At 28.7% G+C, this 19,998-nt stretch carries 19 protein-coding genes and 1 pseudogene; 12 read left to right on the top strand and 8 right to left on the bottom strand.

All coding sequences use genetic code 11. From position 1 onward, the window contains the following. Positions 1-54: 54 nt before the first annotated feature. Complete coding sequence (uvrA, locus tag CINS_RS06455; RefSeq protein ID WP_039650863.1) at positions 55-2,871, top strand: excinuclease ABC subunit UvrA; 2,817 nt, start codon at positions 55-57, stop codon at positions 2,869-2,871. A 23-nt stretch (positions 2,872-2,894) separates the two neighbouring features. On the opposite strand, the gene trpB is transcribed toward uvrA, so the two are convergent. Then, a complete protein-coding gene (gene trpB, locus CINS_RS06450; RefSeq protein ID WP_039650861.1) occupies positions 2,895-4,070 on the bottom strand; it encodes a tryptophan synthase subunit beta in 1,176 nt (391 codons plus the stop codon). 328 nt (positions 4,071-4,398) lie between these two features. Between trpB and CINS_RS07775 the strand changes: the two genes are divergently transcribed. The 5 genes from CINS_RS07775 to motB all read left to right on the top strand — a co-directional run bounded on the left by CINS_RS07775 (position 4,399) and on the right by motB (position 9,679). Next, positions 4,399-4,986, top strand: a complete 588-nt coding sequence (locus CINS_RS07775) for a lysozyme inhibitor LprI family protein (RefSeq protein WP_052251988.1) — start codon at positions 4,399-4,401, stop codon at positions 4,984-4,986. Between the two features lie 16 nt (positions 4,987-5,002). Beyond that, the gene (locus CINS_RS06440) at positions 5,003-5,446 is read left to right on the top strand and encodes a YqaA family protein (protein ID WP_039651454.1); all 444 of its coding nucleotides are present in this window, start codon (positions 5,003-5,005) and stop codon (positions 5,444-5,446) included. 61 nt (positions 5,447-5,507) lie between these two features. Beyond that, positions 5,508-8,147, top strand: a complete 2,640-nt coding sequence (polA, locus tag CINS_RS06435) for a DNA polymerase I (RefSeq protein WP_039650859.1) — start codon at positions 5,508-5,510, stop codon at positions 8,145-8,147. A gap of 12 nt (positions 8,148-8,159) precedes the next feature. Then, positions 8,160-8,933 (top strand): flagellar motor stator protein MotA, encoded by a 774-nt coding sequence (motA, locus tag CINS_RS06430; protein ID WP_039650857.1) that lies wholly within the window; start codon positions 8,160-8,162, stop codon positions 8,931-8,933. A gap of 11 nt (positions 8,934-8,944) precedes the next feature. After that, a complete protein-coding gene (gene motB, locus CINS_RS06425) occupies positions 8,945-9,679 on the top strand; it encodes a flagellar motor protein MotB (RefSeq protein WP_039650855.1) in 735 nt (244 codons plus the stop codon). Between the two features lie 4 nt (positions 9,680-9,683). On the opposite strand, the gene CINS_RS06420 is transcribed toward motB, so the two are convergent. The 6 genes from CINS_RS06420 to CINS_RS06395 all read right to left on the bottom strand — a co-directional run bounded on the left by CINS_RS06420 (position 9,684) and on the right by CINS_RS06395 (position 13,024). Further along, entirely contained in the window at positions 9,684-10,667 is a 984-nt protein-coding gene (locus CINS_RS06420; protein WP_039650853.1) for a beta-ketoacyl-ACP synthase III, read from the bottom strand. Continuing rightward, entirely contained in the window at positions 10,654-11,643 is a 990-nt protein-coding gene (plsX, locus tag CINS_RS06415; RefSeq protein WP_039650851.1) for a phosphate acyltransferase PlsX, read from the bottom strand. Before plsX ends, CINS_RS06420 begins: the two co-directional genes overlap by 14 nt. 5 nt (positions 11,644-11,648) lie before the next feature. After that, positions 11,649-11,795, bottom strand: coding sequence for a 50S ribosomal protein L32 (gene rpmF / locus CINS_RS06410; RefSeq protein WP_039650849.1), 147 nt, complete (start codon positions 11,793-11,795; stop codon positions 11,649-11,651). Positions 11,796-11,815: 20 nt separating this feature from the next. Then, positions 11,816-12,166, bottom strand: a complete 351-nt coding sequence (locus CINS_RS06405) for a DUF177 domain-containing protein (protein WP_039650847.1) — start codon at positions 12,164-12,166, stop codon at positions 11,816-11,818. Further along, entirely contained in the window at positions 12,166-12,579 is a 414-nt protein-coding gene (ndk, locus tag CINS_RS06400; RefSeq protein WP_039650845.1) for a nucleoside-diphosphate kinase, read from the bottom strand. Before ndk ends, CINS_RS06405 begins: the two co-directional genes overlap by 1 nt. 160 nt (positions 12,580-12,739) lie before the next feature. After that, positions 12,740-13,024, bottom strand: coding sequence for a ferredoxin, 4Fe-4S (locus CINS_RS06395; RefSeq protein WP_039650842.1), 285 nt, complete (start codon positions 13,022-13,024; stop codon positions 12,740-12,742). Positions 13,025-13,213: 189 nt separating this feature from the next. On the opposite strand from CINS_RS06395, the gene CINS_RS06390 reads away from it, so the two are divergent. The 4 genes and pseudogenes from CINS_RS06390 to flhB all read left to right on the top strand — a co-directional run bounded on the left by CINS_RS06390 (position 13,214) and on the right by flhB (position 17,394). Then, positions 13,214-13,810 carry a peroxiredoxin gene (locus CINS_RS06390; RefSeq protein WP_039650840.1) on the top strand — a complete coding sequence of 199 codons (597 nt, stop codon included), beginning with the start codon at positions 13,214-13,216 and terminating at the stop codon, positions 13,808-13,810. A 257-nt stretch (positions 13,811-14,067) separates the two neighbouring features. Beyond that, positions 14,068-14,580: pseudogene (locus tag CINS_RS08090) on the top strand (PDC sensor domain-containing protein); the annotation flags it as partial. Between the two features lie 105 nt (positions 14,581-14,685). Further along, positions 14,686-16,041 carry a methyl-accepting chemotaxis protein gene (locus CINS_RS06385; protein ID WP_414973616.1) on the top strand — a complete coding sequence of 452 codons (1,356 nt, stop codon included), beginning with the start codon at positions 14,686-14,688 and terminating at the stop codon, positions 16,039-16,041. 276 nt (positions 16,042-16,317) lie between these two features. Further along, positions 16,318-17,394 (top strand): flagellar biosynthesis protein FlhB, encoded by a 1,077-nt coding sequence (gene flhB / locus CINS_RS06380; RefSeq protein WP_126419345.1) that lies wholly within the window; start codon positions 16,318-16,320, stop codon positions 17,392-17,394. Here flhB and CINS_RS06375 read toward each other — a convergent pair. Further along, a complete protein-coding gene (locus CINS_RS06375; protein WP_039650834.1) occupies positions 17,386-18,165 on the bottom strand; it encodes a sulfite exporter TauE/SafE family protein in 780 nt (259 codons plus the stop codon). The genes flhB and CINS_RS06375 overlap by 9 nt on opposite strands. Before the next feature lie 91 nt (positions 18,166-18,256). On the opposite strand from CINS_RS06375, the gene pseA reads away from it, so the two are divergent. Together pseA and hisH are read left to right on the top strand one after the other, a co-directional pair. Then, a complete protein-coding gene (gene pseA, locus CINS_RS06370; protein WP_039650833.1) occupies positions 18,257-19,393 on the top strand; it encodes a pseudaminic acid biosynthesis protein PseA in 1,137 nt (378 codons plus the stop codon). After that, a complete protein-coding gene (gene hisH / locus CINS_RS06365; protein ID WP_039650830.1) occupies positions 19,378-19,992 on the top strand; it encodes an imidazole glycerol phosphate synthase subunit HisH in 615 nt (204 codons plus the stop codon). Before pseA ends, hisH begins: the two co-directional genes overlap by 16 nt. Positions 19,993-19,998: the final 6 nt, after the last annotated feature.

Here is a 19,998-nt window from a genome sequence, read left to right as displayed (position 1 = left end):
TTGTGATAGAATATAAGCTTTTAAATTATTTGAGCTATGTAAAGGTGATTATAAATGAGCGATAAAATAAGCATAATTGGTGCTAAGGAAAATAATCTTAAAAATATAAATTTAGAACTTCCAAAAAATAAGCTTATTGTTTTTACAGGTTTAAGTGGTAGTGGTAAATCAACTTTAGCTTTTAATACTCTTTATGCAGAAGGTCAACGCCGTTATATAGAGAGTTTAAGTGCTTATGCTAGACAATTTTTAGATAAAGTTGGTAAGCCTAATGTTGATAAAATTGAAGGCTTAACTCCAGCTGTTGCGATAGATCAGAAAACTACTTCTAAAAATCCTCGTTCGACTGTAGGGACTATTACAGAAATTTATGATTATTTAAGGCTATTATACGCAAGAATTGGAATTCAATATTGTCATCAATGTGGACAAAAAATTTCGTCTATGAGTGCGGCTGATATAGTTGGGGAAATTTTAAAACTTCCTAAGGGTGCAAAAATAATCATTTATGCTCCTTTAGTTAAAGAAAAAAAGGGAAGTTTTGCTGATTTGTTAGAAAATTTAGTAAGCAAGGGTTACATTCGAGCTCAAATTGATGGAGTATTAACACGTTTAGACGAGGAAATTAATTTAGCTAAAACAAAAAAACATACTATCAAGTTGATTGTTGATCGTTTAGAAATTCAAGAAGATGTGTTGGCGAGATTAGCTAGTGATATTGAAAAAGGTTTAAATGAAAGTTTTGGCGAAATTGAGATAGAAGTAATTAATAACGAAGAATTTAATATTCCTAAACATTTTCATTATAGTGAACATAATGCTTGTTTTGATTGTAAAATTTCATTTCCTTTGCTTGAACCTTTAAGTTTTTCTTTTAATTCTCCTAAGGGAGCTTGTACATCTTGTGATGGGCTTGGTATAAGATATTCACTAGATATGAAAAAAATAATTAATGAAGATTTGAGTTTAGAATCAGGTGCTATTAAATTGCTTTATGGCTTTAATAAAAGTTATTATTATAAATTTTTAATGGCTTTTTGTGAGCAAAATGAGATAAGAATTAAAATTCCTTATAGTCAATTAAGTGAAGATGAAAAACGTTTGGTATTGTATGGTAATGCAAAAGAAATTAGCTTTTTATGGAAAAGACATCGATTAAATCGTAAATTTGAAGGTGTAGTAAAATATGCTTATGAGATGTTAAAAGACGAAAAAGATTTAAGTGAATATATGAGCGAAAAAATTTGCAAAGATTGTAATGGTCATCGTTTAAGAGCTGAAAGTTTAGCAGTAAAAGTTGCTGATAAAAATTTAGGTGATATTTTAGATATGAGTATAGAAAATACCACGACATTTTTTTCAAAAGAGAAAAATTTCTCTTATCTTAACGATCAAGAACATACTATAGCAAAACCTATCTTGAAAGAAATTAATGAAAGATTGTTTTTTTTATATGATGTAGGACTTGGTTATTTATCTTTGGGGCGTGATGCAAGAACTATTAGTGGTGGTGAAGCACAAAGAATTCGTATTGCTTCGCAAATTGGTAGTGGATTAAGTGGAGTAATGTATGTGCTAGATGAACCTAGTATAGGATTACATGAAAGAGATACGCAAAAACTTATTAAAACTTTAAGGAATTTACAGCAAAAAGGTAATACTTTGATCGTTGTAGAACATGATAAAATGACTATTGAGGAAGCTGATTTTATTGTAGATATTGGCCCAAATGCTGGTAAATTTGGAGGAGAAGTAGTTTTTAGTGGAAGTTATAAAGAATTATTAAAGCGTAATACTCATACTGCACTTTATATGAATGGTAAAAAGCAAATTTCTCATCAACAAAATAGAAAACAAGAAGATTATATTTATTTAAAAGATGTAAACATTAATAATATCCATAATTTAAATGTAAAATTTCCTTTGCGTAATTTAGTTGCTATAACGGGAGTATCAGGAAGCGGAAAAAGTTCACTTATTTTACAAACTTTATTACCATTTGCTCAGGAAGAATTAAATCGTGCCAGAAAAGTCAAAACATTAAGTGGTGTTAAGATAGAAGGTCTTGAAAAGCTTGATAAAGTAATTTATCTTGATCAAAGCCCTATAGGAAGAACGCCAAGATCAAATCCTGCAACTTATACTGGTGTTATGGATGAAATTCGTAATCTCTTTGCTGCAACAAAAGAAGCTAAAATGAGAGGATACAAAATAGGTAGATTCTCTTTTAATGTTAAAGGCGGTAGGTGTGAAAAGTGTAGTGGTGATGGGGAAATAAAAATTGAAATGCATTTTTTACCTGATGTAATGGTAGTTTGTGATGTTTGTCAAGGTAAAAGATATAATGATGCCACATTGGAAATTAGATATAAAGGCAAGAGCATAGCAGATGTTTTAAATATGAGTATTGTAGAAGCAAATGAATTTTTTGCTTCAGTTCCAAAAATTAAACAAAAATTAGATACCTTGGTGAAAGTGGGGCTTGATTATCTTACTTTAGGACAAAATGCAATTACTTTAAGTGGTGGTGAAGCGCAAAGGATCAAATTAGCCAAAGAATTAAGCAGGAGTGATACAGGAAAAACTCTTTATATTTTAGATGAACCTACCACAGGACTTCATTTTGAAGATGTAGATAAATTAGTTTTAGTATTACAACATTTGGTAAATCTTGGCAATAGTGTGTTTGTAATAGAGCATAATCTTGATGTTATCAAAAATGCGGATTATGTGATTGATATGGGCCCAGAAGGTGGTGTAAAGGGTGGAAAAATAATTGCTGAAGGTAGTGTTGAGGAACTTGCTAAAAATTACAAGAAAAGTAAATCTTATACAGGATATTATTTAAATTTAGAATTAAAAAATAAATAAATACATATGGTTAAAGCTTAGCTTTAACCATAAATTTCTCTTTTTTTATATTCGTAAATGCTTTGCATATCTTTATCACCTCTTCCAGAAAGATTAACAACAATGACACTTTTTTTGGTTAAAGTAGGACATAATTTTTCCAAAAAAGCTAAAGCATGAGAACTTTCTATAGCTGGGATAATACCTTCGTGTTTGCATAGTAATTTTAAAGCGTTAATACATTCATCATCACTTACAGCATGATAACTCGCTCTTTTGGTCTCTTGCAAATGTGCATGTAATGGACCAATTCCAGGATAGTCAAGTCCAGCAGAAATGCTAAATGTATGTGAAATTTCACCTTTTTCATTTTGTAATACTTTAGTTTTCATTCCGTGTATGATTCCTGTCTTTCCTTTGGTAAGAGTTGCTGCATGATAAGGAGTATCCTGACCCAATCCTGCTGCTTCTACGCCTATAAGTTTTATTTTTTCATCTTTTAAAAATTCATAAAAAATTCCAGCAGCATTACTTCCACCGCCAGCTGCAGCAATAATATAATCTACATTTTTGTTTATTTTTTTAAGTTGAGCTTTACACTCTTTTCCTATTATACTTTGAAAGTGCGTGACAATTTGTGGATAGGGATAAGGTCCAACAGCACTACCTACAACATAAAATACATTTTTCATATTTTTAACCCAAAAATCTAAAGCTCCATCAACTGCATCGCTGAGTGTTTTACTACCACTTTCTATAGCATGAACTTTAGCTCCTAAAAGTTCCATTTTGTAAACATTTAGTGCTTGCCTTTTAACATCTATAGCGCCCATAAAAATTTCACATTCAAGTCCTAAAAGTGCTGCTGCAGTGGCTGTAGCAACTCCGTGTTGCCCAGCCCCAGTTTCTGCTATGATTTTTGTTTTATTCATTTTTTTAGCCATTAAAGCTTGCGCGAGAGCATTATTGATTTTATGTGCTCCTGTATGAGTTAAATCTTCTCTTTTTAAGTAAATTTCATGTCCGTAAATTTTGCTTAAATTGCTAGCATAATATAAAGGTGTAGGTCTTCCAACATATGTTTTTAAAAGTTGTTTGAGTTCTTGATTAAAATCTTTATCTTGTTTGAATTTTAAAAAAGCTAATTCCACTTCATTTAATGCTATTTTTACACTATCTGGTACAAATTGTCCACCAAAATTTCCATAGTATTGTTTCATAAGTATTCCTTGATATTAAATATAATTTTTTAGATCAAAATGACCAACTAAATTTTGATAATAAATTAAAAATAATGAGAAAAATAATTTTAAAGATTATAGAAGTAGGCTTAACGCCAAGAAGGAGTTTGAGAAAATATAAAATTTGAATTAATAAAGTTTTTAGAATAATTAAAATTTTCAAATATCTTAAATGTTTGTATATTTAAAATATATAACATAAAACTCCTTTAAAATCTAAAATGAGCCTTTATTATATAATAAAATAACTAACAATTAAGTGAGTAATAATATAATACAAGTATTTTGAAACAAGGATATATTTGGTATGAATAAATATAAAAAATTATTAATTTTTATCATGAGTAGTTTGTTTTTTAATTTTAGTGCTGCTATGGATTTATCGGAAACAGAAATCAATTGGTTGCCTAAAGAAAAAATTGAAATAATTCAAAAAGAGTATGAAAAAGGTATTAAGCTGAAATTAGAAGAACTAAACGCACAAAATACTAGCGAGATTTTAAAAGAATATATATTAGATTGTTATAAAATTGATTATGCAATTGAACTTTTGCAAGATTATGAATCTTCTACACAAGGAATAAATTCAGCTTATTTTTATGGTTATCAGAAATATGATAGATTACTTAATAAATATTATTCTTTATATAAAAATAGATTAAATGAAAAAAATAAAGCTGCATTTTTAGAAGAACAAAAAGCTTGGATCAAATTACGAGATGCTTACGAGCAATACATATTAGCACACAAAACATTTGTATATACGTCAAATGGTGGAGGCACTATATATTCTAATTTTGTTAGTGTGTCTCGGTTTGATTTTTTAAAAAAGCGTGTTGACGAACTTTATAAGTATTATTCTCAAGCTATTGATAATAGTGGAATACAATGGTAGAAGTTCAGCAAAATATATGTTTGATTTTTTATATAACGATATAAGCTATGTAGGTCTTTTTTTTGTATGTTTTTTATCTAGTACTCTACTACCACTTGCGAGTGAAGCTTTTGTTGTCGCTTTTGTTAAATTAGATTTTAATATTTATTATATATTGTTTGTATCAAGTTTTGCAAATACTTTAGGAAGTATGACTACCTACGCCTTAGCATATTTTGGTAAGAGTAAAATTTTAGAGAAATATTTTAATTCTTCTTTGAAAAAAATGAAAAACATTGATGCAAATTTTAATCGTTTTGGATTTTTATATGCTTTCTTGGCTTTTTTGCCTTTAATAGGGGATATTTTTGCTTTGGGTTTAGGGTTTGCGAAATATTCTCCTTTAAAGACTGGTTGTTTTATAGCTTTAGGTAAGATAAGTCGTTATGTTTGTGTAATTATTATGACCGGTTTTATTTAAATTTTTACCCACTTTTAAATAATTTTTAGTGATAATTGGATATTTAAATGATTGGAAAACAATGAAAACTTTAACGATAGTTGATACATTTGGATTTTTCTTTAGGCTTTTTTATGCTCTTAAAGGATTGAAAAATTCTAAGGGTCAGTCAAGTAATATGATAAGCGGTTTTGCTAATTTTATTTATACTTTAAAACAAGAACATCCAAGCGATATGATTATTTTTGCACTTGATAGTAAAGGTAAAACTTTTAGAAGCGAGATTGATCCCAATTATAAAAGCAATCGCACGCCTCCTCCAGATGAATTATTAGAACAAATTCCAATTTGTATTCAAATGATTGAGAAAATGGGTTTTGCAAGTTTTTCTTGTGAAGGTTATGAGGCTGATGATATTATTGCATCTTTGGTAAAATCATGTCAAGATAAAGATATATTTATAAGAATTATCACTCAAGATAAAGATTTGTATCAATTGATTCAAGATGAGAAAGTAAATATTTATAGTCCTATTTCAAAAAATGATTATGATGAAGCTGGGTGCTTAGAAAAATATGGTGTTAAGCCTTCGCAGATTAGGGATTTTTTAGCATTATGTGGCGATAGTTCTGATAATATTCCAGGTGTAAAAGGCATAGGTGCAAAAGGTGCTAAAAATTTACTCGATGAATTTGAAGACATAGAAGGAATCTATAATAATTTAACATTAATACGTAATGAAAGAAATAAAAAATTGCTTTTAGAAGGCAAGGAAAATGCCTTTTTAAGTAAAAAATTAGCCTCTTTATATGAAGAATTAAATGTAGATCATATGTTAAAAGATTGTATGTATCCTCAAGGTGAGCCCTTATTGCAAATTATAGATGTATTAGAACATTATGAGCTTAATACCTTACTTAAAAAATTACGTATTAATCCACAAAATAAAGATAAAAATTTAGGTTTCAATGCGCGTTTGATTATCGATGAAAAAGAATTATTTAAAATTTTAGATACAACTGATTCTCAAAGTATTATTGCTTTTGATACTGAAACAACTAGTTTGAATACCAAGGAAGCTAGAATTGTTGGCTTTAGTTTTTGTTTACATGAAAGTGAGGCTTTTTATGTTCCGCTTTCTCATGATTATTTAGGAGTAGGTAAGCAACTCTCTTTAGAAAAAGCCAAGGTAGCTATAGAGAAAATTTATAAAAGTGTTATTGTGGGGCATAATTTAAAATATGATTTTGAAATTATTAGAAATAATTTTGGTATAAATCCACCTAAACAATATGCAGATACTATGATTTTAGCTTGGTTAAATAATCCTAGCTTGCGGGTGAATATGGATGACTTAGCTAAAAGATTGTTTGATTATGAAACATTACATTTTGATAATTTGGTAAAAAAAGGTGAAAATTTTGCAAGTGTAGATTTAGAAAAAGCTTGTAAATATGCTGCTGAAGATGCTTATATCACATTAAGGTTTTATCTTTATTTTGTAAAAAATTTGGAAAAACCTTTGTTTAATCTTGCTATAAATAATGAATTTGAATTTATAAAAGTATTGATAATGATGGAAAATAATGGCATTAAGCTTGATACCATAAGACTTGAAAAATTGATGCAAAATTTCAATCAAGATATTAAAAATTTAAGTGATAAAATTTTTAATTTAGCAGAAGAAAAATTTAATATTAACTCCCCTAAGCAAGTTGGAGATATTTTATTTGAAAAATTAAAATTGCCAAGTGGAAAAAGAAGTAAAACAGGCTATTCCACTGATGAAAAGGTTTTAAACACTATAATAGATGCACATCCTATTGTTAAAGAAATTTTAGCTTATAGAGAATTGGCAAAATTGGTTAGCACGTATTGCGAACCTTTGCTAAAACTTGCTAAAAATGATACAAATTCCAAGATATATTCAAATTTTTTACAAACAGGTACAGCTACAGGTAGACTTTCTTCTAAAGATCCAAATTTACAAAATATTCCAGCACATGGTCAATATGCAAAAGATTATAAATCATGTTTTGTTTCAAAGCAAGGTTATAGTTTTGTTTCACTTGATTATTCTCAAATTGAACTTAGAATGCTTGCTCATTTTAGTGAAGATATTAAGCTTTTAGAAGCATTTGAAAATGATGAAGATATTCATGCAAAAACGGCTATAATGATTTTTGGATCTAACAATTATCATACAAGAAGTATTGCTAAAAGTATTAATTTTGGCCTTATTTATGGTATGGGCTATAAAACTTTAAGTCAAAATTTAAAAATTGAAGCTAAATTGGCTAAAGAATATATTGAAAAGTATTTTGATAACTTTAGTAGCATTAAAAATTATTTTGAAAATGTTAAAAATCAAACCAAACAAGATGGTTTTATTACAACTCTTTTAGGACGAAAGCGTTATTTTGATTTTGTAAATGCAAAACCGATGCAAATTGCTATGTATGAAAGAGAGAGTATCAATTCTATACTTCAAGGTTCAGCTGCTGATATAATAAAACTAGCAATGATTAAGATTGCAAAAATATTAAATGAAGATAAATATTTAATATTACAAATTCATGATGAGTTAATTTTTGAAGTTAAAGATGAATTGTGTGAAGAATTTGCAAAAAATGTTGGTGATATTATGGAAAATATTGTAAAATTAAAAGTAAAATTAAAAACTTCATCAAGTATAGCCAAAAACTGGGGTGCATTAAAATAAGGAGAATATTATATGGATCTTTCAACCATATTAGGAATGGTTTTAGCAGTTGTAAGTATTTCAGTTGGGGATATTTTAGAAGGAGGGAATCCTTTGCACGTTCTCCATTTGAGTTCATTTTTGATTGTGGTTCCAACTGCAGCATTCTGTGCTATGACTGCGACTCACAAACAATTTGTTAAAGCAGCATATAAAGAATTAAAACTTGCGTTTAAAGGCGCTGGAGTAAATTTAAGTCAAAGAATAGCTGAGCTTGTAGAATATTCTATAATAGCAAGAAGAGACGGTCTTTTAGCTCTTGAATCAAAAACCAATGAAATAGATAACGAATTCTTAAAAGAAACTATGATGATGATGGTCGATGGTAAAAGCGTAGAAGAAATAAAAGAATCTATGGAAATTCAAATAGAAGAAATGGAAGAATATTATAAAGAGTGTGCAGAATACTGGATTAGATTTGGTGAAACTTGTCCTACTATGGGACTTGTTGGAGCTGTTATGGGTTTGATGCTTGCACTTAAATTACTCGATGATCCTCAAGCAATGGCCGCTGGTATTGCTGGAGCTTTTACAGCAACAGTTACTGGAATCTTTGGTGCTTATGCGCTTTTTGGACCTTGGGGACATAAAATAAAAGCGAATGCGCATGAATTAATTAAGGAAAGAATTATAATTTCTCAAGCAATTGTTAGTATTGCTGAGGGTGCAAATCCAAGAGATTTAGAAGCAAAATTGTTTAATTATTTAGGTCATGATGATCCTAAAATTTCTCAATTTGATAAATAAGAGTTAAAAAAATGGGTAAAAAACATAAGTGTCCAGAATGTCCAGCAGGTGAGAAATGGGCAGTTCCATATGCAGATTTTTTAAGTCTGCTTTTAGCACTATTTATTGCACTTTGGGCTATTTCAGAAACAAATCCTGCTAAAACTGAAGCATTAAAAACAGAATTTGTTAAAATTTTTGAATTTACTGCATCTAACCCTGTGGAAAAAGAAAGCGAAACGTACCATAAATACAGTTCCCCTTCTAATGCTAATATGGAAGAATTAGAAAAGCTTAAAAAATTAAATTTGACTCAGCAAGAGACTATAGAGAAATTAAAGGCAGCATTAGATCAAAAAGAAAATAACGTTGTTTTAAATTTACCTGCAAGAGTAGAATTTTCTAGAGGTAGTGTAGAAATTAATTCTGCTGATGTACAAGATTTTCTAAAGCATATTACAGATGTAATTATAAAAATGCCACCTCAAGCACAAGTAGAATTAAGAGGCTATACAGATAATAGCGATAAAAGTCATAAACGTAATTTTGATTTAGCAAGTAAAAGATCTCAGATCGTAGCTGATTATCTCATAAATCGGGGAGTTAATCCTGATCAGTTAATAGTTGTAAGCTTTGGAGATAATTATCCATTAATGCAAGATAAAGAAGATGAAAAAAACAATAGAGTGGAATTTTACATTCGTATAGATTCTTCAGATACTAAGACAAAAAAATCCGTTTTAGATCAAATTAAGCAGTTAAAATAACAAATTATTTGTTATTTTTTCCGCCAAATTTCAATAAAGCAGAGCCCCAAGTAAATCCACCACCAAAAGCATCTAATAAAACTAAAGAACCTTGTTTTAACCTACCATCTTCATAGGCGTCATTCATAGCCATAGGTATTGATGCGGCTGAAGTATTTCCATATTTATGAACTGTAAGTACACATTGTTTATCATTGAAATTTAATTTTTCTTGAACAGCTTTAATGATTCTTAAATTTGCTTGATGAGGTATAAAAAGATCTATTTCTTCATTTTTAATTGAATTTTTTGCAAGAATATTAATCACATCATTACTTAGTGTATTTACAGCAACTTTAAATACTTCATTACCTTTCATTTGCATAGAAAGTGGTAAACATATATTACTTTTTTGGGATCTTTGAGTCATCAACAAATCTCCAAAATTTCCATCACTTGCAGTATGTATATCTATAATAGGAAAATTATCATCTAAAGATACAACTCCTGCGCCAGCTCCATCGCCAAATAACACACAAATACTTCTATCTGTATAATCTATAATGGAACTTATTTTTTCAGCTCCAATAATTAAAACATTATTTTTCGCACCACTTTCTACTAAAGACTTTGCAAGTTCAAGTAAATAAATAAACCCTGAACAAGCAGCAGAAATATCAAATGCTGTAACATTATTTAGTCCCAAATTAGAAGCTATTTTACATGCAGTTGATGGCATAGTAAAATAATCAGGACTTAAAGTGGCTACTATAATGGCATCTATATCTTGAGGAGTTAAGTTAGCTCTTTGTATAGCTTTAATGGCGGCTTTAGTACCTAAATCACTAGTATTTTCATTGTCGTTTGCTATACGTCTTTCTTCTATACCTGTTCTTCTTAAAATCCATTCATTGGATGTTTCTACAATCTTCTCTAAATCAAAATTGCTAAGAACTTTATCTGGTAAATAAGATGCTATACTTCTTAGAGAGGCTTTATTTTGTTTCATAATTATAAAGTTCTTTTTCTATTACGGAATTAATATTAGACTGACTGAAATTTAAAGCTTGAAAGATAGCATTTTTAATTGCTTTTGGACCACTTTTTCCATGACTTATAATTACACATTCTTTTATACCTAAAAGTGGAGCTCCACCATATTCTTCATAATCTATGTGAGTCTTTAGTTCTCTAAAAGCAGGTTTTGCTAAAAGATATCCTATTTTTGCCAGAAAGGATTTTTGAATTTCTTGCTTTAGTAATTTTGTAATGACGCTAGCAACACCTTCTCCAGTTTTGAGCAAAATATTACCATTAAAACCGTCACAAACCAACACATCAATACTACCATTAAATATATCTTTTCCTTCTGCGTTTCCTATGAAATTTGGAAGTTGTTTTAGAAGTTGGTGTGTTTCCTTTGTTAACTCATTACCTTTACATTCTTCTTCACCATTAGACAACAATGCAAGTCTTGGTTTTTTAATGTTTAAAATTTCTTTTGCATAAGCTTCACCCATGATGGCAAATTGAAATAAATGTTCGCTTTTACAATCTACATTAGCACCTACGTCTAATACCAATGTTCTAGAATGAATATTTGGCATAAGTGTTGCGATAGCAGGTCTTGCGACATTAGATAATCTTCCTAGTCTTAAAGTAGCTAAACTCATGGTTGCGCCACTATGTCCGGCTGATACTACAGCCTTTGCTTTTTGGGTTTTTACCAATTCTATAGCCTTATATATGCTGCTATCTTTCCTTTTTAAAGCATCGGTTGAATTTTCATCCATGGCAAAAACATCATTAGCTTCTTCGTATTGAATAAATTTATTCAAATCTTGAGGTATTAAGGTTTTAAGTTTTTGAGGATTACCTACTAAAATAGCGTTAAATTCTCTTTCTCTTAGAGCTTGCACAACACCTTCTATGATAGGTTTTTCCCCAAAATCTCCACCCATTGCATCAATAGCAATGTTAGTCATCGTTTTTAATATTCCTTAGTAACTGGATTTACACGATGAGGCATTTTGTAACTACCATCTTTATCTTTTACTGGCATTGGTAGTGTAACTTTATAGTGAGTTCTACGTTTTGCTGCACGAGTTTTACTTACTCTTCTTTTAGGTACTGCCATTTTTTACTCCTTTAATTAATTTATAAACATTTGTCACAATAAAAATAATCACTTAAATACGATTGTAATTCGCTATATGCTAATTCAATCAAATCAATATGAGAATCAAAAAATTCTACGGTATCACTTAAAGTATTATTTTCATCTTTAAAAATTCCATCACTCACTTGAATTTCGATGTTCTCATTTATTTGTAATTCCATTTCTTCGCCACAACGATCACAATGTCTATATATAAAACCTTTTAAATTAGCACTAATCTGAGCTAGTTTTTGATTTTTCTTCTTAATTGAACCTTCAAAAACTATATTATCAAGATCTAATTTAAAAGGATAATCAACAGCATTGAGTTTTACGAATGGAATTTTCATTATAAAATTTCAGTTTTTGAAAAGAAAAATCCTATTTCAATTTCAGCATTTTCTAAACTATCACTGCCATGAATGGCATTTGCATCAATACTATCTGCAAAATCAGCTCTAATTGTTCCGGCAGCAGCTTCTTTAGGGTTTGTAGCACCCATTAATTCTCTATTTTTCAAGACAGCATTTTCACCTTCTAAAACCGAAATAACAACTGGACCACTGATCATAAATTTAACTAAATCATTAAAAAAAGGTCTATCTTTATGAACAGCATAGAAACTTTCTGCTTCATTTTGAGAAAGTTGAACTTTCTTCGTAGCAGCTATTCTTAACCCATTATTTTCAAAACGAGATAAAATTTGACCAATAACACCTTTTTTTACTGCATCAGGTTTTATAATAGAAAGCGTTTTTTCCAAGAACTTCTCCTCAAATGATTAAAATATCCATTTTATTTTCATAGATAAAAGAGCGAATTATATCAGAAAAACTTTTAAAATTATATAAATTTATGAGAACTGAATTTTTAGTTTATATAAATACTTGAGGTATTTATATAAACTATAGATTTAGTAAATTTTAAGAAAAAACTGGAGTTGAGCCATCTCTTAGATCGCTTCCGATAGCATCACGGCTTGGTTGACCACTTACAACATCACTCCAAACTATACAACCACTAGTAGGGCAAGCACTTGCACAGGCTGGCTCATCATTAAAACTTACACATTCAACACATTTATCAGCATATACATAATATCTATCTTCTCCCTCTGGATTGTTCGCATCATCCACAATAGCACTAACTGGACACTCATCAATGCAAGATCCACAAGATATACAAATATCTGTAATTTTAACTGCCATAATTATCTCCTTTAAATAAAATATACTTTGTAAGATTATCAAAATTGTTTGAATTTTATTCTTAAAATCTTATTATTTTGATAATAATATTATTCAGATTTGTATTTTTACAACGATTAATTTTTTTTTAAATTTATAAATGATATTATTTTCTTACAAATAAAATTTATTAATTAGGAGATATAATTAATGATAGTTACTAAAAAAGCTATAGATTTTACAGCACCAGCTGTATTGGGAAATAACGAAATAGTTGAAGATTTTAATCTTTATAAAAATATAGGTTCAAAAGGTGCTGTGGTATTCTTTTATCCAAAAGATTTTACATTTGTTTGTCCTTCTGAAATTATCGCTTTTGATAAAAGATATCAAGAATTCAAAAATAGAGGTATTGAAGTAATTGGTGTTTCTTGCGATAATGAATTCTCGCATTTTGCATGGAAAAATATGCCAGTAAATCAAGGTGGTATAGGTCAAGTAAAATTTCCTTTAGTTGCTGATTTAACTAAACAAATTGCTAGAAATTTTGATGTATTGTTTGGAGAAGCAGTTGCTTTAAGAGGATCTTTCTTACTAGATGCTGATGGAACAATTCGTCATGCAGTTATTAATGACTTACCGCTTGGTAGAAACATTGATGAAATGATTAGAATGGTTGATACTATGTTGTTTACTAATGAGCATGGTGAAGTTTGTCCAGCTGGATGGAATAAAGGTGACAAAGGTATGAAAGCAACTCCAGAAGGTGTAGCTGAATATCTTGATAAAAATGAATCAAATTTATAAAAAATAGCCTCAAATTTAAAAGTTTGAGGCATATCCATTTTTCTTGCAATATTTTAAATAAATTAAGAATACTTTATATTACAAAAAGTCAATATATAACGTAGGTTTTGTTTAATATTTAAAAATTATTAATATTTATTTGATATTTTTCTTCCTTACATTTTTTCGAAGATTTATGATAGAACTAAATTTTTTATTGTTACTTTAATTTAAATGTAAATTTGGCAGTATATTTTAAGGTGATAAAGGGATTTTTTATGAAAATGAATAGCATCGTTTCTAAAGTGAATTTGTTGGTGGGCATTTTGTTTATTGTTGTAATTGTGACAATTAGCAGTGTGTCTTATTTTCAAACTAAAAATACTAGTTTTGAATATTTAAGAGAAAATCATGATAAGATATTATTTGATGTAGGTTATATGTTTAATATTTATGAAGGAGATAATAAAGCTTCAATTCAAGAGTTATCTAGCATAATTGCCCAAATTAATTTCAATAATTCAAATGAAATTTTTAATGTTTTAAAATTAGCTAAAGAATTTATAGGTTTTGAAAATGTATTTTTTGCAACTGAAGATGGAATTATGTATGATAATACCGGTAAAAAATATTCACCAAATAGTGGATTTGACGTAAGAACTAGCGTATGGTATCTTGGAGCTAAAAAAAGTAAAGATATTTTTGTGAGTGATCCATATAAACCGATAAATTCTGATTTGTTTGGTATATCTTATTCTACTCCTGTGTATAGTGATGGAAAAATTATTGGAGTTGTTTCTGGAGTCTATACTTTGCAACAGTATTCAGAAGATATTTTAGACATTGGAAGAACTAATACATCTTTTGTAGCAGTTTATTCTAAAGATGGCACCACAATGTTTCATGAAGATTCTAACCTTATTTTAAAGAAAACTACTTTAGGAGAAAATATAGCAAAAGCTATTAACGAAAATCCTGCTTTATTAGATCCTGATAATATTGATACTTTATTCTATGCTAAAGATGATGCTGGAAAAGTTCAAGCCGTATTGTGTGATAGAACTATAAATCCAAATATAAACATTTGTGCTATGGTTGGAAATGATATTTATACCAAAGCAGGTTATGCAGCATTAAAAATACAATTTATTATAGGAATATTATCTATTGTAATTGTGCTTTTTTTAGTTAAAGTTTTTGCTTCATATTTATTAAATCCTATTAATTCTATCCAAACCGGCCTAAACTCATTCTTTGACTTCATCAATCATAAAACAAAAGACTCTGCTATGATTAATGTTAATACTAATGATGAATTTGGTGCTATGGCTTTAGCTATTAATGAAAACATTACTAAAACTAAAAATGCTTTAGAACAAGATGGTCTAGCAGTAGAACAATCAGTTGAAACAGCTAAAGAAATAGAAAGTGGTAATCTAACAGCAAGAATTACTGCAATACCTGCTAATCCTCAATTAATAGAATTAAAAAATGTATTAAATAAAATGCTTAGTGTATTAGAAGCAAAAGTTGGTTCTAATATGAATGAAATCAATCGTGTATTTGATAGCTATAAAGCATTAGACTTTACTACTGAAGTTAAAAATGCTAAAGGTGAAGTAGAAGTAACTACTAATGTATTAGGACAAGAAATTGTTCAAATGTTAAGACAATCTTCTGAATTTGCTAATTTATTAGCAACAGAAAGTGGTAAATTACAAAGTGCTGTTAGAGAATTAACAGATTCATCTTCTAGTCAAGCTTCTTCTTTAGAAGAAACTGCAGCAGCTTTAGAAGAAATAACTTCTTCTATGCAAAATGTTTCATCTAAAACTAGTGAAGTAATAGCTCAAAGTGAAGAGATTAAAAATGTTACTTCTATCATAGGAGATATTGCTGATCAAATCAATCTATTAGCATTAAATGCTGCAATAGAAGCAGCTCGTGCTGGAGAACATGGACGTGGATTTGCTGTTGTTGCAGATGAAGTTAGAAATCTAGCTGAAAGAACTCAAAAGTCTTTAGGTGAAATTGAAGCTAATACTAATATCTTAGTTCAATCTATTAATGAAATGGGTGAAAGTATTAAAGAACAAACTACAGGTATTACTCAAATTAATGATGCTGTAGCTCAAATTGATCATGTAACTCAAGAGAATTTAAAAATAGCTAAAGATAGTTCAGTTATATCAGAGAATGTAAATCAAATAGCTCATGATATCTTAGAAGATGCAGGGAAGAAGAAGTTTTAATAATTAAAGAGGTATATTGTTATACCTCTTTGTTGTTAATGTTGGAAGCCAACTATTTTATTCTTATCAAAAGATGATTGTAATTCTTTTTCTATAGTTTCGATAAAATAATCCATTTTGAATGTACTTTTCTAAATATACTTTATTTTAATATTAAATTATATAGTTACTTGTGAATTTCATATAAATTGTTTTGTGTTTATTTAAACTTAAAGTTAATTTTTTAGTTTATTTCTTTATAATGTCTTGCTTATTTTTAGTTAAAGGTTAAAAAAGATAATGGCTGATGATCAAGAAAAAACCGAAGAGCCCACGTCCAAGAAAATAGAAGATGCTAGGCAAGAAGGTAATGTTCCAAAAAGTCAAGATGCTTCTGCTGTTGTTGTGTTGATTATAGCGATTGTCGTAGTAATTTTTACTTTGCCTTTTATAGGTGAGAGAATTATAGGATTGTATAGATTTTATCAAAGTTTCATAGGTGTGGAATTTGATGTAAAAATTTTTGAAAAAATTGTTATTAAAACTATTCTTGAAATGATTATTATGGTTTTTCCTATTGTTTTGACAATTATGATATCTGGAATAATGGGAAATTTATTGCAGTTTGGTTTTTTATTTACTACTAAACCTATAACACCAAATTTTAGCAAGATTAATCCTCTTAAGGGTCTTAAAAATCTTTTTTCACTAAAAAAACTAATAGATGCTTTAAAAATTATATTAAAAGTTGGAACTGTTTTTGGCATAGCATTTGTATTTTTATTAAAATTTATGCAAGAGCTTCCTAGAGTTGAACTTTATACTATTTATCTTCAGCTTTCATGGCTTAGAGATAAAGCTATTATTTTAGCTGCAGTAGTTATTATAGCTTTTTTGATTATAGGATTTTTAGATGTACTTTTAGTAAGGTATCAATATTTTAAAAATTTAAGAATGAGTAAGCAAGAGGTTAAAGATGAATTTAAACAAAGCGAAGGAGATCCTTTGGTTAAGGGACGAATTCGTCGCTTGCAAATGGAAGCTGCTAGAAGGAGAATGATACAAGATGTAGCAAGTGCTGATGTAGTTATAACAAATCCTACACATTATGCTGTAGCTTTGCGTTATGATAATTCACAAGAATCTGCGCCTAAAGTATTAGCAAAAGGAGTGGATTTTCTAGCTTTACGTATAAAAGATATGGCTTATGAATATAATGTTATGATATATGAAAATCCTCCTTTAGCAAGAGAACTTTATAAAACTTGTGAAGTTAATGATTTAATACCTCCTGAACTTTTTAAAGCTGTAGCCGAAGTTTTAAGTTTTGTTTATACATCAAACAGACAAAAATTTGCTGATAGATTAAAGTAAGTTGCTTTTTTTAATTAAGCTTATAATTGTCATAGTGATGGAAAATACATAAATGCTTAACAAAGCTATGTGGTGAGACTTAATATTTATTTTTTCCATAATTTTAATTCCTAAATATACTCCAAACATTGAGCTTATGCCAACCATACCCCCATTAATTAAAATTTCTTTATCTATAATATCGTGTTTTATAAATGATAAAATTCCAGATGCTGAAGCAAATATCACAAAAAACAAGCTTAAAGGGACGACTTTTTTACTATCATATCCTAAAAAATAAGCCAAAATTGGAGTAATTAAAAGTCCGCCACCAATACCTAAGGATATAGCAAAAATTCCTGTAAAAATACCACTAAATAATAAAATAAAATTTTTAAATACATCAGAATATTTTGTGATATTTAAGGTGTTTTGTTTGTTAAATGCAAATTTTAAAAAGAAAATAATACTAACACATAAAAACACACTAGTAAGAGCAATATCTGAAAAATATGAAAGCAAAATTCCACTAAATATAGCTCCTATGAAACCGCCAATTCCAATGATTAATCCATCTTTTAAAATTAAATTTTTCTTCTTATAGTTTATATAAGATCCAAAAACAGAAGCAAAAATCATTTGTACCACTGAAATAGCTATTGCATGATGTGAGCTAAGTCCTAGCATCAGTATAAATGGAACGATAATCATCCCGCCACCTATACCAAATATTCCAGAAGCTATTCCAGAAAATATGCCTATAATTAAATAAGGTAAAAAAATAAAATCCATAAAAATCCTTATTTTTATTGTGAAAATAATTTGTTTAACTTTATAATAAATAATTATAGTCGATTTATGTATATATTATTTAGGAAAAACTATGAAATTTTGTAAAAAATGTGTGATGCCAGATACTAAACCTGATTTGCATTTTGATGAATATGGGGTATGTGATGCGTGTAATTCTCAAATTGATAAAAATGAAAATATAAATTGGCAAGAAAGACAAAGAGAATTTTTAGAACTTATTAAAAAATATAAGAAACATCCAATTTATGATTGTGTTATAGGCGTTAGCGGAGGAAAAGATTCTACTTTTCAGGTTTTGAAATGTCTAGAATTAGGTCTTAATCCATTGTGTGTTTGTTTTGAGCCTAGTATTCCTACTAAAATAGGTAAAAAAAATTTAGCAAATCTTAACAATTTAGGTGTGGATTTAATCCATATAAAGCGTAATCCAAAAATTTATAAAAAATTAGCTAAAGAAGCTTTTATAAGAACAGGAGATAATGAGTGGCAAAACCACTTAGGTATTTTTACGAGTGTGCCAAGAATTGCTATAAATTTCAATATACCTTTAATTATTTGGGGGGAAAGCCCACAAGTAGAATATGGTGGCCCTGCTAGTTCAAAAGATAAAAATACTTTAGGGAGAGAGTGGCTTGAAGAATTTGGCGGTTTACTTGGTAATCGTATTAGTGATATGATAGGTGTTGATGGTATTAGTGAAAAAGATTTGTATTTTTACACCTATCCAAGTGATGAAGAATTGCAAAGAGTGGGGGTTAGTGGGTTATTTTTAGGATATTATTTTAAATGGGATTATAAAAATAATCTTAAAATTTCCAAAGAAAATGGTTTTATAACTACAGATAAACCTGTTGAAACTACTTATGAAAATTTTGAAAACTTAGATTGTTATTCAAATCATTTACATGATTATTTAAAATACTGTAAATATGGTTTTGGAAGAGCTACTGATAATGCGTGCTTGGATATAAGACTTGGTTATATAGATCGTGAAGAAGGTGTGCGTTTGGTCCAAAAATATGATGGAAAACCACCAAAAAAAGCCATAAAAAAATATTTACAATTTAGTGGATTTTCTGAAGATGAATTTGAAAAAATTGTAGATAATTTTACAAATAGAAAAATTTTTAAGCGTGATAAGAATGGAAAATTTTTAAAAGATAGTGATGGATCATTAATTAAAAATGAAGAATATATTTTAAAATGATTTGTATTGTTGATTACAAATTGGGGAATTTAAGGTCAATATTTAAAGCTTTTGAAGCTATTAACAAGAAAGTTGTTATTAGTCAAAGTGAAACAGATATTACAAATGCTTCAAAATTGATTTTGCCTGGAGTTGGTTCATTTTATCAGGGAATGCAAAATCTATATAATTTAAATTTATTTGATCTTTTAAAATATGAAGTTTTAAATAAAAAAAAGCCTATTTTAGGGATTTGTTTAGGAATGCAATTATTTTGCAAATATGGTTATGAGGGTGGAGGTTGTAAAGGTCTTAGTTTTGTTGATGCTGAAGTTTTGCAATTTAATCTAAAAAAAGAAAAATTACTCCATAGTGGTTGGGATAATATTAGCTATGCACAAGAAAGTATTTTGTTTAAAGATATTAAGGATTGCAGCGATTTTTATTTCGTACATTCTTATTATGTTAAGTGTAATGAAAGTATAGAAAGTTCTTTTTGTAATTATGAATTTAATTTTTGTGCTTCTTTTGAAAAAGATAATATTTTTGCAACGCAATTTCATCCTGAAAAAAGTCAAAAATTAGGCTTAAGACTTTTAGAAAATTTTGCAAATTTGTAGGTTGAT

Source organism: Campylobacter insulaenigrae NCTC 12927, assembly GCF_000816185.1.
Taxonomy (GTDB): domain Bacteria; phylum Campylobacterota; class Campylobacteria; order Campylobacterales; family Campylobacteraceae; genus Campylobacter_D; species Campylobacter_D insulaenigrae.
This window is presented reverse-complemented; position numbering and strand designations above follow the sequence as displayed.